This window comes from Microbulbifer guangxiensis (assembly GCF_021729075.1).
GTDB lineage: Bacteria > Pseudomonadota > Gammaproteobacteria > Pseudomonadales > Cellvibrionaceae > Microbulbifer > Microbulbifer guangxiensis.
Genome location: NZ_JAJSAQ010000006.1, coordinates 202370 through 216206, shown reverse-complemented (window position 1 = coordinate 216206; position 13837 = coordinate 202370). Strand labels below are relative to the sequence as shown.

Here is a 13837-nt window from a genome sequence, read left to right as displayed (position 1 = left end):
ATCTAATCGCCGTGGTCTTCATTGCCATCTTTGTCGGGGTGGCTATGACGACCCGGTGTGCAAGAGGGTGCAGACCTTGCCCCAATGCACCTCAAGATTCCTGTCATCGAACTAGCTGGGGGAGCTGTGGAATGTATAGAGACAATGACACTCTGATCTATTCGCCCTCTGATCTGTGCCGCTTTATCGACTCCCCATTTGCGGCCTGGATGGAGCGGCTGATTGTCGAAAATCCGGGGTGTGGAATTGAACCAGACGGCTCAGATCCACTGTTTACGGTACTGGAGCATCGAGGAAGGGAGCATGAAGCAGCCTGTTTTCACGCATTGATGGATAGTGGAAGGCGCATCACCGTCATCTCCCAAGCCCAGACGTTTGCCGAACAGCTGGCACAGACAAAGGCCGCGATGGAGGGCGGTGCGGATGTAATTTACCAGGCAGCCCTGCAGAAAAGGCCTTTTCGCGGATATGCCGATTTCCTGGTTCGGGTCGACGGGGCTTCTGCGTTGGGGAATTATCACTACACCGTGTGGGACGCCAAACTCTCCGGCACGGTGAAACCGTCTCACCTGATTCAACTGTGTGCCTACGCCGATATGTTGACTGTCTGGCAAAAACGCTTGCCGGAGTGTGTATCCGTAGCCCCGGGTTCCGGTGAGCCGCAGAGCTTTCCTATTGGCGAATGCTTCCATTATTACCAGGCACAAAAAGCGCAATTCCTGTCGGCGGAGGCAAACTTCTGTGTCGACGCAATGCCCGATCCGGCAGACTCTTTCAGTTGGGGCCGATGGGTCGGCTATGCGGAGTCCGTTCTCGAGCAGCAGGATCATCTAAGCCGGATAGCCAATATCACCCGGGCTCAGGTCAATAAGTTGCAAGCGGCAGGTATATATACTCTGTCGGCGCTGGCAGATTCCTCCCTTTCCCGCGTATCAGGCATTGCCGATGGAGTGCTTTTGCGCCTCCAGGCTCAGGCACGGATACAGCGGGCCAGTGAGGGTTGTGAGACCCCTAAGTTCGAGATCCTCTTTCCGCCGGCCAATCAGCCTCTAGGTCTCGCCCTATTGCCACCGGCGTCTCCGTTGGACGTGTTCTTCGATATCGAAGGCTTTCCACTGGAGGAGGGGGGGCTCGAGTATCTGTGGGGCGCGACCTATTTTGATGACCATAATGTGCGCTGCTTCAGGGACTTCTGGGCCCATGATGCCGAGCAGGAGAAGCGCGCCTTTGAGGGCTTTATACGCTGGGTCTACGAACGTTGGCAGCGGGATCCGCGCATGCATATTTATCATTATGCCAACTATGAAATTGCGGCCTGCCGACGCCTGATGGGGCGCTATGGGGTGTGTGAGCATGAGGTGGATCAGCTACTGCGCAATGAGGTTTTTGTTGACCTGTACAAGATTGTGCGTCATGGCCTGCTTCTGGGGGAGCGCAATTATTCCATTAAAAGTGTCGAGCATCTTTACCGCAGCAAGCGGCAAACGGAGGTCGGCACAGGCGGAGACTCAGTGGTGGTGTACGAGCAGTGGCGCCAGAGGCGCGATGGCGATACCTGGCAGACCTCGCAGATTCTGAACAGTATTCGCGACTACAACATCGATGACTGCGACTCGACCCAGGAGCTGGTGGACTGGCTGCGCGAAGAGCAACGTGCGCACGCTATCGCGTATGTCGGCACTTCCGAGCTTCTGGAGGTGGAGCCAAGCGAGGAAGTGACGGAGCGCACCCAGCGCCGAGATCGCTTGCTGGCGCAGGCAGAGCAGCAACGCGAAGACGAGGGCCAATTGGACACAGAGACTGCCGAGTCGATCGTGGCACCGGTAGTACCGCAGTCTGTAGTTACGGAAACCCTAGCCTGGTTGCTGGAGTTTCATCGTCGTGAGGCCAAGCCCGTGTTCTGGCGACTGTTTGACCGTCTCGGGCTCTCCGACGAGGAGTTGGTGGATGATATCGATTGTCTCGCTCTCTGTGAGCGGACTGAGCGTCCACCATTCAAGCCAAAGCCCAATGCCCGCAAGCAGGCCTACGAGTACCGCTTCGACCCACGTCAGGAGTTCAAGGGCGCGGCCAAGACTTTTTATCTTGCTGGGGAAGAGAGCGAAAAGGGCAAGCCCGTGCGGGTGAACTATGAGAAATCGGCGAGCGATTTGCAGGCAGGACTGATCGTTATTTCCAGTACACAAGAGCCACCGAATACGGTCACGCTCATACCGGATGAATATGTAAACCCTGGCCCGATTGAATCAGCGCTGGACCGCCAGATCGCTGCATATGAGCGCGGCGAATGGAGTGAATGCGCTATTGGTGATTTCCTGACGCGGGCGATGCCACGGATTGCCGGGCATACGTCCGGCGCTCAGATCGTAAATGATAAGTCATCAGTTTCGCCGCTGGCGCAGATCATCCAGGCGGTCTCCAATCTGCAGAACAGTTATCTGACTATTCAGGGGCCCCCGGGCGCAGGCAAGACCTACACCGGTAAGCATGTCATCTCCGAGTTGGTACGGCAGGGAAGGACAGTCGGCATTTGTTCCAATAGTCACAAGGCCATCAATAACTTGTTGATCGGCACAGCGGAGTACTGCCGCAAACAAGGGGTGGAAGCATCGTTTGCCTGTACGAAGAACACTGATCCGCGACTAGAACAGCTGGAAATTTCGGTAACGACTAACAACAAGCTCGATTCGGTTATTCAGCCCGGGGCCGTGATTGGTACCACTGCTTGGGGCTTCGCCCGGGAAGAGTTACAAGGCTGCTTTGATTACCTGTTCGTGGATGAGGCAGGACAAGTCAGCCTGGCTAATCTGGTTGCCATCAGCGGCGCTGCAAAAAATCTTGTCTTGCTGGGCGATCAGATGCAGCTGGGCCAGCCCATTCAGGGAAGTCACCCAGGGCTTGCAGGTCTGTCCGTGCTCGACTATCTGCTGGGGGAGAAAGAGACTATTGACGACAGCTTCGGGGTGTTTCTCGGTACGACTTACCGCATGCATCCCGCAGTCAATGAGGTGGTCTCCGAGGCTTTTTATGGTGGGCGGCTGCAGGCGGATCCAGACAATGCCAGACAGGTGATAGAAGTGCCAAGCGACTATGGCGGTCTGCTGGATTGTGAGGCGGGAGTCGTCTACCTGCCGGTCGAGCATGAAGGCAATACACAGGCTAGCGACGAAGAGGTTGCGGCAATTACTATAAATGCCAGGGAGCTGGTTGGCCGTACTTACTACGATAAGGAGGGCAGTATTAGGGAGCTTGCCCTCGCGGATATTCTCTTTGTTGCTCCGTATAACCACCAGGTCAACAAACTGCAGCAGGCTCTCGGCTCAGAGGCCAGGGTCGGCAGTGTTGACAAGTTTCAGGGGCAGGAGGCGCCCGTGATCTTTCTCAGTATGTGTGCCAGTGACCCGGAGGAATCATCGCGGGGCCTCGCTTTTCTACTGGACAAGCATCGCCTGAATGTAGCGATTTCACGAGCCGAAACACTGGTTGTTATTGTCGCAAGTCCAAGGCTGGGGTTGGCCACTGCTCGCAATCTGGCAGATATGAGGCGTCTGAATTTGTGGCAGTTAATTACGCGAACCCACTGAGGCCACTATTGCGTTGTGGGGATCCCAATCAGGTCAGCCCAGGACCGTAATGTTAGCCTCAAAACGACTAGGCTACCAAGTTGGTCCGATGACAAATTTACAATGCTTGTGTAGATTGAATGCCTGTAGAAGCGTGAGGCGAGTCTCAAAATTTGACAAGTCCGGGTAATCAAAAAACCATCGAGCTGATCATAATTTGGCCAGTATTTATGGTCAAAAATGACTATTTATTAATTTCAGCCGTTTATGTCATGTGATATTGGCTAGGGGCTGACCCAGAAGCTGAAATCTGCTGTTCTTTTCGTTGGATTAATAGCAGTTTCTAATCCGCCTACTGACGGATTAAAGACTTAGAGACTAATTGGTTATGAATCAGGCGCAAACCTTCCCAGCCCCTTTGCGACTAGCGCAATATCTTAAAGAATTTGTTGGTTTACGAACTACAACAGTCCGTGATGTTACCAAGTACGAAGAAGTAATCTGGTTTGGTGATATGCCACAAGAAGCGGATTGTAGTAGCCCTGCTTGGCTTGACAGCTTTGATCCTGGCGAACCCTGGCTCGAGGTGAAAAAGCAAAAATTCGATGAAGCACCCAGCCCCCCAGAAGAAATTCTTCCCTGGATTGAACCTAATGCTCTAAGGCGTGCCAGTGAAGAGATTCCTGCACTTAAAAACACTATTTGGATACCCGATGGATCTGCCGATTTGGATGTAGATGAGTCACCACAGCTGGTTGAAATCTCCCTAAGAGATCATCCGGAAGTACAGGCAGCCTATGATCGATATCGTCCACGATGGGAGGCTTGGTCTAGCGAATATCGGCGTAAACAAAAAATACAAGACCTGTACGCTCGTCTATTTAGATTGCATACACAAATTATAAAGCAGGGTGAGTTGTTTGAGCTAGCTATTGGGTTGGGGCTACTTGACTGGGGCGCGCAAGTTGGAGCGAAAGTGGTCCCTATCCGCCGTCATGTAGTAACGGCGAGCGTAGAATTGAAATTCGAAGCAAGTAGAGGCGTGATAAGACTAGTCCCGCCGGGTGATGGAGCTCGAGTAAAAATTGAAGACGATATGCTCGAAGCAGAAATCCGTCCAGATCGCTCGCAATATAATGCTGTAAAGCTACAGCTCGATAGTATGGGTGACGAAATCTGGGACAAAGCACTGATGTATGGTGCATTAAAGCATTGGGCTGGTGCATTAAATGCAGATGCAATTTGGTCGGATGATTTGCGCTGCCTTTCTTCTCACCCCAAAAAACCTGTGATTAGCTTTGCTCCTGCCCTGATTCTACGTAAGCGTAATCAAACGGGGATGATTCGTATTTATGACGAGATGATTGACTATCTTTCTCATCAGCCGGAAGACGTGCCCGAAGGTTGGCTTGGCCTGATTGAAGATATCGGGGATCCTCCTCAGGATCAACGTACTCCAGATGGTGAAATCTTAGACTCGACTGTTGCTGAAGGTGTTAAGAGTCAAGAGATCTATTTTCCACTCCCTGCAAACAAAGAACAGAGAGAAATTGTAAGAGCCATAGATCGTCAGCGTGGTGTGCTCGTCCAAGGCCCACCAGGGACAGGAAAAAGCCATACCATTGCCAATCTGATCTGCCATCTCTTGGCATCCGGCAAGCGAGTTCTTATCACTGCTGAAACCGCACGTGCTCTGCAGGTGCTAAAAGGGAAGTTGCCGGAAGATATTCAGCCACTATGCGTTAGCCTCTTAGGTCAGGGTGGTGATGCTTTTGCAGAATTGAATGCGGCAGTTCAGGGAATCACTACCCGACAAGCTGCATATACGCCAGGTTCCTATTCGCCAAGAATTGCAGAGATTGATGCCGAAATCGACATCCAACGAAGAAAACTGGCTGAGATCGATAATGAGATCCGCAGTCTGCGTGAAGATGAAACTTGTCCTCACCAAATTGCCAATGGGGAATATCAAGGTACAGCATCAGCTATCGCGGAGCGAGTCTCTCGAGAATCAAATAAGTTTGATTGGCTCCGGATACCCTTTGACGCCAGTGTACAGCCCCCTATAAATGGCGAAGAAATATTAACGTGGTTTGATATTTTAACACGCTATAAAGCAGACGATATTTCCGAAGGGCACAAAAGGCTACCGGAATCTTCAGATCTTCCAGAACCTTCAGTTTTTTCCAAGATGGTTGCCGCCGAAGCAACAGCACTGAAAAATATTGATGAGCAGAAATCCATGCGCTCTCACCCTGCATATTTAGGGATCCGTATGCTTTCTCAAGAAAAGAGAATATCGCTACGTGAGAGGCTTAGAGTTTTAGAGGAAAATCGTGCCTCACTAGTTCGCTCATCGCCTGAATGGTTAGAACGGGTCTTTAAGGATTTGTTCTCTGGTAGGTTTGCTCGTTGGGAGGCAATGCAGCTTCGCACAAAGGAGCTCCTCTCGGAGGCACGCGAGTTAAGTGCTGGCCTTGCCGGAATTGAAATTTTTCTTCCCCCAAACGTAAATGAGGTTAAATGCAAGGCAGATTCTCAGAAAGCGATCGAATATCTAAAGAAGGGGGGGGGGTGGAATCGTTTTGGCTTTATCACTCCTTCTGTACTCAAGCCCCTGCTTTATCTCAAGACTGATGTCCTGGTTCAGGGTAGTGGGGCTGAAAGTATTGAGCAGTTACAGTCTTTGTGTAATGAGCTGAGACTGCGCAGCATTTTAACTGAGCTTCAGTCTATATGGTCGCAGTTGGGGCCCCTCTCGCCAAATGTCAATCGAGATCTTCTGCTCGCCGATCTTGAAGAGCAGTGTGCTGACCTCTCAGGTTGCATTGCCCTAGCGACAAGTTGTCAAGACACCGCACATAGAATGGCTTCTTTAGTGCATCGTATCCCAGAGCCTGATTGGATAAGTGGTGAAGCCACTAAATGGATAGAGTTGATCGATATAGCCGAAAAAGAGTCTGACTATACTGCTGCTAAAGAGGAGGTTAACAGCTGTGCCAAGATGCTCATGTCTATTGTAGATCTTCATGATGCGCATGAAGTGACATCTGAAATTTTGCAGGCGGTTCAGCTAAGGGATATTACTGCTTACAGTTGTTGCTATTCCCAAGTTACAAAAATTGAACGTCTCCGAGAAGAGCAGAAAATTCGGGAAAGTATTGAATGCCGATTGAGGGAGTTTGCACCCTACCTGCTCGACGAGATTTCTAAGAGCATCGATGACATCGATTGGAGAAATCGGCTATCCGATTGGGTTTCAGCTTGGAATTGGGCATTAGCAAATAATTGGCTAGAGAAGCGATCGAATCTTGGTTATCAGCAAAAACTCTGGATGCGACGGCAAAATATAGAGTCGAGTTTGGGAGAGTTGATCGCAGAAGTTGCTAGTCTTCGTGCCTGGGCGCATTTTTTCAATCGTCTTACGCCGAAAGAATCTGCGGCATTAAGGAGCTGGCGCGAAGCCGTCAAAGCCATGGGTAAAGGCACCGGAAAGTCAGCAAAAATGGCACGTCTGAGAAGTCAAGCAAGACAATATATGAATGCTTGCCGTGATGCTATTCCAATCTGGGTGATGCCTCGTTACCTAGTCGCAGAAATGACAGATCCAACTCCAGGTCGTTACGACCTTGTTATTGTCGATGAGGCTAGTCAGCTAGGTATTGAGAGCCTATTTCTTTTCTATATAGCTAAGAAAATGGTTGTGGTTGGCGATGATCAGCAAATTAGTCCTTATGGAATCGGTATTTCTGATGATGCAATTGTTGGGATTCAAGAGCATTATTTAGAAGGTATCCCCCACCATCACGCACTCTCGCCACAAAGTAGTCTATATGCGAATGCGAAAATTCGATTTAGTCAAAATATCGTGCTCCGAGAGCATTTCCGGTGTATGCCAGAAATTATCCAGTTTTCTAACGATCTTTGTTATGCGAGTAATGGGACGCCGCTTGATCCTATGCGAGCATACCCCGCAAATCGGCTAGAACCCCTTGTATTGCGCCATGTTCCCGATGGTTACCGTAGTGGAGGCTCGCAGCATGCCCAGAATGTTCCAGAAGCCGAAGCCGTGGTTGCGCAAATAATTGGCTGTATTTCAGATCCCCGCTACCAAGGGAAGACCATGGGTGTTATCAGTCTTCAAGGTGAGACGCAGGCAAAGCTAATTGAAAAGATAATGCTTGAGAAATTAGAGCCAGAGGAAATCGAGGAGCGTCAACTGATATGTGGTGATGCCTACGCATTTCAGGGCGATGAGCGCAATATCATATTCCTCAGTATGGTAGCGGCGCCAGGGGAATCTAGAATCGGTGTCCTTTCAACAAGTTCGGCGCGACAGAGATTTAATGTCGCAGTAAGCAGGGCTCAGGACCAATTATGGTTATTCCATACTGCAACATTGGATGTGCTTAGTACGCAGTGTATGCGTTATCGTTTGCTTAAATATATGCTAGAGCCAAAAAGGGAGACTACACCAGAGCCTGGACAACGTTTTGATTCAGAGTTTGAACGTTCTGTTTACCAGCTCATTACAGCAAGGGGTTTTTTTGTTCGGACCCAGGTTTGTGTGGGTAATCCAACAAATCATCGTTATCGAATTGACTTAGTTGTTGAGGGTATGCAGGGCAGGTTGGCTGTAGAGTGTGATGGTGATCAATGGCATGGACCGGACCGTTACGAGCAAGATATGGCTCGTCAGCGTGACCTTGAACGTGCTGGCTGGCAGTTTGTTCGCATTAGGGGTGGTGATTTTTATCGCGACCCAGAAACTGCCATGCAGGTAGTCTGGGATGAGTTAGATAGGCTTGGCATTCGACCTGGAGGCCTTGATTCAACTGCTGCGACGCCACCGCCTCCTGCTGATCGATTAGAAGCAAGTGGGCTGGGAGTAGTTGAGAATGCAGGGACCAAAGAGCCCAAGAATCTGAGTCGTAAACCTGTAGATCGTAAAATAGGAGATCCGTCTGGTTCCCCTGGTACTCTGGACTCTCCGGGGACCTCAGAAACTTCGAAAACTCTGGAAGCGGCAGAAACGGCGGAAACGGCGGAAACGGCGGAAACAGCGGAAACAGCGGAAGCGGCGGAAACGGCGGAAACGGCGGAAACGGCGGAAACGGCGCAATCGGCGCAATCGGCGCAATCGGCGGAATCGGCGGAATTGACGAAAAAGTCAGACTCTCTAAATTCTTTGAATGGCCCTGAAGATCTATCCCCACATGTACGCAGCGTGCATGGTGGGAGCTCAAAGTCAACACGGGAATATGTCAATCCTGATGAGCTGGTAGTAGATGCTAGTGACCAGGGCGGCTCCGCAGCTACGCATCCGTACCGAGAATACAGAGGCTCTTTAAGCGCTGACCCTCGTAGTGCAAACGTTGATGTAGAGAAAGTTGCGGAAGGCCTAATGGAGATTATACGCGTGGAAGGCCCGATGTTGGCTAAACGCGCATATGAGATTTATCTTCAAAATTTTGAAGCTATGCGGTTATCAATTGCGGCTAGAAAGATAATGAACAAGGCGCTTCAGCGTCTTGTGAACAGTGGTCATGTTCTGAAGGAAGACGAATGGGGTAAGGGTGGTCTTCTTTATACAATCGTTCGAGAAAAGGGCTCCGAACCAGTATCTGTGCGGGACAAAGGATCAAGAAATTTTGATGAGATCCCGCCAAGTGAGATCCTGCGTGTAGCCAATGGGCTGGTTTCCAATGAATTGCGATATGGCTCGCCCGAACATATGCATGCAGTACTCAGATTCTTTGGTCTTGGCCTCTTAACACACGAGCTAGGTGAGAAGCTGCAGGAGGTCCTAAGTATGAAATTTCCCTATGTTTGAGCTTAACTAAAAGCCGGGTAGTTACTTCGGTGAATTAATCGGCCGAAGAGAATAGTGAAAGTCAAGGAGCATAGGAAGCTACTTTCCAACATAGAATTAGATATCAACTGTTGGGGTGACCTTCTTATTAGATGATTACGGTTTTACATCATAATAAGAATTGAGTTGTCTCTAATTTTGGAGTTAATTTACACAAGTGGTTGTGGTCGTAGAGAATAATGTCGATTCAAACGGGATCTATTTATTTGCGTATTTATTTTTGAGCTTCATGAGATCCGTTTTCTGTCAATATTTGTTCAGCATTGATTTTTTTAGCTCTTTCACTCGGTTTGAAATATGTTTAATATTCTTGTTGAATTTTTCATGGTGAGATTTGTCAAGAGTTCTCCAATATTTTGCAAACTCCAATTGCCTTCCTTGTTTCGATCGGAAAAAATTTGATATATCCTGGGCGCTGGTTCCTTTTCCTCGATTCTCTCTAAAGTATCCCATTGTGGACGTAAATACCATTTTGATTGCACGCTTAAAAATTTCTATATCTTTATCATTATTTTCACAGATTTTTCTATAGGCGTTGCGATTCTCTTTAAGGTCAACAAAATTCTTTATGCTTTTCCAAACAAAGCTAAGTACGACCCATTTAGCATATCCCCACTCAGGACTACCTTTCGAGCAATCTGTCACGCGCCTGAATGTCCAATATCTTACAAGAAAATAGAGAGAGTCTTTCTGGGGGAAAACTTCTGGATAATTGACTTCATTGAAAAGCGCTTTGATGCCAGATCGAGCCACGGTGGGGTCCAATTCGCAGCCTGCAACAGCTTTGGCGAGATCCTCTTTTTTAATATTGAATTTTGGGGTGAATAAAATCCCCTCCCTTGCCTCCTTCATTGTTTGACGTTTTCTGATATACAAATAGTTGTATTTCTTGAGCTCCCTCTCCAATCTTATCTGTATTTCATCATTTGAAACTAGATCGGCATTGGTGATAGAGCTTTGTCTATTTGTTCCTGCCACCAGTCCTTGGAGGAACTGCTTTAAGTCTTCCTTTTTTTCGTGTGCTGATCTCGTGACTTTTATTATTCTGACTAAAACGCTGGAGCGTTCCGCGCTAGATAGATAGTTGTTAAGAGCTCGGATTGTTTGCTGCCCATTAACTACCTGGGGATTAAGTATTCTTATGACATCTTCTTTATCTTTTGAGGTGAATGAAGCATCTTCTCCAATAATGGTTACACCATTATTGAAATAGAAAAAGTTATCAGGCTCGGTGTCCAGTGTTTCCTTGATTGCGGCATATACTTCAGTGTTTTTACCAATATACCCCCTTACATTCCTTGAAAATAGACGATTGCCATATTTATTATAAATTTCACCTAAATCTCTTCCTGATATTACTACAACATAGGTGTCCCTATTATTCTTGTTGTCGGTTCGATGTAGATTGCCTCGGTTCAGTACTCTAGGCTGATGATCGAGCTTTAGCTCTACTTCTGGGACGGGGGGAGCAACTCCAGTCACAAAATCCTGATAGATTCTGGTGATATCTTCATGCGTATAGACCATTCGCTCTATTTTGCATCCTTGTTTATTCTTTTTTCTCCTGCTAACTGCAGCCAATATCGCGCTTGATACGTTGGCAGTTGTCACATAAACCAATATTAATTTATATTTCTTGGTGGTCACGCGATTTCTAGCATCTTTTAATAATTTTTTTGAGCGGTTTGACAAGGGTTTTAGCCACTCTCTGAAGTCGTCGTCATCCTGCTGAAATAGCTCATTCTCGATATCAAAGAACCCTAAAACATCATCTTTTTTCTCAGAACGTAACTTATTTCTTGTCGCTCGAAATTTTGTCTGGAATATGGTGACTGTCTCTGCGGAGTCGTCGATTAATATTGCGTCAGCGCCACCATCATTGTGTATCTCAGTTATTGCTCTCTCGCAGACGGCGAGATCATCAGTTGATTGAGCATTTATAAACCAGAAAGTAAAGGCCTGGTCGATCGTTTCATATTGGTAGTCTTTTTGGTACAAATCTATTTCGCGCTCGATATCTTTGTATAAATCAGAATTTTTTTTCACTACTAACCTCTCTCTGTTTACAGGATCTTGGCCTTCTTACCTAGGAAACGTTTAATTAAAAGGGGCATGGCAAGTTGACCTTAATTGAAAAATCACGCCAGCAGATTAATGTGTCAATTCAATTCAGGTTAGGCGATACCTAAAAATCGCTGATTTACAGGTGATTTTTTGATGATTATCTACGACCGTTTGTATATGGATATCCTCAAGTACAGATGATAGGGATATTTTTGCAACTCCTTACTTATATTTTCGCGCCAGTTATTGTTGTGTTGTGTGTTGGCCGGTGATCTAGAGACCATCTGCTAAACGGTGGGGAATCGGCCGGGGCCATGAGGGGGCGGAGTGAATGGTCAGCTTGAGGACACGACGCTGGGTGTCATCGGCGATTATTCCAGCTTTCACGAGGCCATCTTGGATGAGCTTTAGACAGTAGCTGTAGCTCGACATATCCCGATGAGTGAAGCTCTTGCCACACACCGGAACCACGTCGATGGTGACGGGCTTATCGAAGCCCTCTTGACGACTGCAGACCGGATTCACACGCGCCCCTGGCCTTGCTCTTCTGCGCCATCCGCTTGCGTTAGTGGATCCTGGCTTAGATCTCATTTGTGCTGGGAGCCATGAATGGGATCTAGAGAGCGACCCTTCTCAGTAGAACCTGTCGCTGTTCTCGTAGACATAAACCTCACCGCGCTCAACGTCAGTGTTGGTGGTGCGGCCCACTAGGTCATCGAGCTTAATTTCCAAGCGCTCGCGGAGCGGAGCCTGTTCGGGCTTGTCGTCGTAGGCCTTGCGTAGGCCAGCTACATAGCCCTCGGCTACGCCTGCATCGAATTCACGCTCGTAGGACTCGGTGTGGACGCTGACCTCTTCCTCGAAGTCAGCGGGGGCAGGGCTGCTCTGGGGATAGGTAGCCATCCAGAGCCGTAAGGCGCTCGGCAAGATCGGTGACAGTCTGCTCCAAGCGGGTCATGCGCTCGGCGAGTTTAGCGATGCTCAGAGAGCAGTCCTTGCGGGTCGCGGTCAGGACATTGGTCAGGATGCGGATCTTGGCGTTGGCCTTTTCCAGAACCTCGCCCTGCTCGGCCAGCTGCTTGTCCATGCGCTCAAGGTGCTGAACGACATCGGTGGTGAGGTACATCTTGCCCATGGGAATCACTTCTTGGCGCGGGGACGGTTCGGGTCGTCCTGGTAGCCATGGCCGATGTTGGACTTGGCCTTGGTGGTCTTCGGGGCATCCAGCTTCTTGGACTGAGTGGTGCGCTTGATGTCGGCTTTCTGGCCAGAGGCGCGGGCGCCAGAGGCTTTGGCGCCAGAGGCTTGCATTTGGTCTTGGAGCTTATTGCTCATTTTTTGATCGCCTTTAGGGGCGTTAGGGTCGTAATTTTGTGAACGGGACACTTGTTGTGTACCCCCCGCCCTGCGCCGCAGGGGGTGCTGGGGGGTCGCCTTCCGGCCCCCGTTTTCGATCCCATAGGATCGAAAAGCCCCCGTCACTATCGGTGGGCGGCGCCTCTGGCTCTGCCGTTATTCCTACGCGAGGGCGCGATGTTGACTGTAATATACACGTGTAGGGTTTCGCCTGAATTCCGCCGGTATCAATATTTTCAATGATACGTTGAATGTAGTGAAGCTGCGTAATTCTTGGCCTTTCCATAATGTTCTATAGCCGTTGGTGTGTAAGGGGCTCTCACAATCTAATGCATCTTCGGAGCCCAAAAATTCCTTCAGTGGATGATTGATTGAGCTCTTCATGGAGGTTCTATAGGCCGGCAACTACAGTACTCGCAGTGGAGAAAAAGTACACAGATAGCGACGTGGTGGCACCCGGCTGGCGCAGTTCAAGAGTGCAGATTCTGTCGGTGCCTGGGGTGGCGGATTGGCGAATTGGCGGAAATTCCTTAGCTTTTTGACCGCTCCTTTCGCCAGTCGGCGGGGGTTGTTAAGGCTTAGATCACTTCAATTGATTCTTATAGGTGTGAACACAATGATGTTATACAACCTTTGATGCTACTGAGTTTAGTGCGTTACGAATATTCGATTTTCGGAAAATTTGCGCGTGTACATCGATTGATCGTTAGCTATCAATTTTCTTAAAGATTCATTGGCTCAATAGAGGTTCCATCACTCCATTTTTCTCAACCACAGGTTGAAAGTTAGGAGTATTGACAACCGCTGGTTGATTATTTTCATGTTTTTTTATTTTTTTCTTGACACTGCATGTTTGGTCGTGATCAAACTAGTTAAGTGTTGTTTGATTGATGAGCCTGAATATTTCGAATTTATGCGCTGTATTGGTTTAAATAAAACATGTCCATCGGGTTTTTTTTATATCCTCTGCACTTGGACGTAA

The 13837-nt window shown here is 48.7% G+C and carries 6 protein-coding genes; 2 read left to right on the top strand and 4 right to left on the bottom strand.

Features of this window, described 5'->3' with window-relative positions; translation table 11 throughout:
- The first annotated feature begins 131 nt into the window (after positions 1–131).
- A complete protein-coding gene (locus LVD12_RS14100; RefSeq protein WP_237068370.1) occupies positions 132–3584 on the top strand; it encodes a TM0106 family RecB-like putative nuclease in 3453 nt (1150 codons plus the stop codon).
- Positions 3585–3951: 367 nt separating this feature from the next.
- The gene (locus LVD12_RS14095) at positions 3952–9396 is read left to right on the top strand and encodes a PDDEXK-like endonuclease domain-containing protein (RefSeq protein WP_237068369.1); all 5445 of its coding nucleotides are present in this window, start codon (positions 3952–3954) and stop codon (positions 9394–9396) included.
- A gap of 285 nt (positions 9397–9681) precedes the next feature.
- On the opposite strand, the gene LVD12_RS14090 is transcribed toward LVD12_RS14095, so the two are convergent.
- The 4 genes from LVD12_RS14090 to LVD12_RS14075 form a co-directional block, all read right to left on the bottom strand.
- Complete coding sequence (locus LVD12_RS14090) at positions 9682–11481, bottom strand: AIPR family protein (protein ID WP_237068368.1); 1800 nt, start codon at positions 11479–11481, stop codon at positions 9682–9684.
- Positions 11482–12132: 651 nt separating this feature from the next.
- Complete coding sequence (locus LVD12_RS14085; RefSeq protein ID WP_237068367.1) at positions 12133–12402, bottom strand: hypothetical protein; 270 nt, start codon at positions 12400–12402, stop codon at positions 12133–12135.
- Positions 12365–12634: a hypothetical protein gene (locus LVD12_RS14080; protein WP_237068366.1), complete on the bottom strand. Its 270-nt coding sequence runs from the start codon at positions 12632–12634 to the stop codon at positions 12365–12367. Before LVD12_RS14080 ends, LVD12_RS14085 begins: the two co-directional genes overlap by 38 nt.
- A gap of 5 nt (positions 12635–12639) precedes the next feature.
- A complete protein-coding gene (locus LVD12_RS14075) occupies positions 12640–12834 on the bottom strand; it encodes a hypothetical protein (RefSeq protein WP_237068365.1) in 195 nt (64 codons plus the stop codon).
- Between the last annotated feature and the right edge of the window lie 1003 nt (positions 12835–13837).

Bases quoted from the DNA above. Each gene is read 5' to 3' on its own strand.
- LVD12_RS14085 (WP_237068367.1), bottom strand. From the start codon at position 12,402: ATGGCTACCTATCCCCAGAGCAGCCCTGCCCCCGCTGACTTCGAGGAA.
- LVD12_RS14095 (WP_237068369.1), top strand. From the start codon at position 3,952: ATGAATCAGGCGCAAACCTTCCCAGCCCCTTTGCGACTAGCGCAATAT.
- LVD12_RS14100 (WP_237068370.1), top strand. From the start codon at position 132: ATGTATAGAGACAATGACACTCTGATCTATTCGCCCTCTGATCTGTGC.
- LVD12_RS14075 (WP_237068365.1), bottom strand. From the start codon at position 12,834: ATGAGCAATAAGCTCCAAGACCAAATGCAAGCCTCTGGCGCCAAAGCC.
- LVD12_RS14080 (WP_237068366.1), bottom strand. From the start codon at position 12,634: ATGGGCAAGATGTACCTCACCACCGATGTCGTTCAGCACCTTGAGCGC.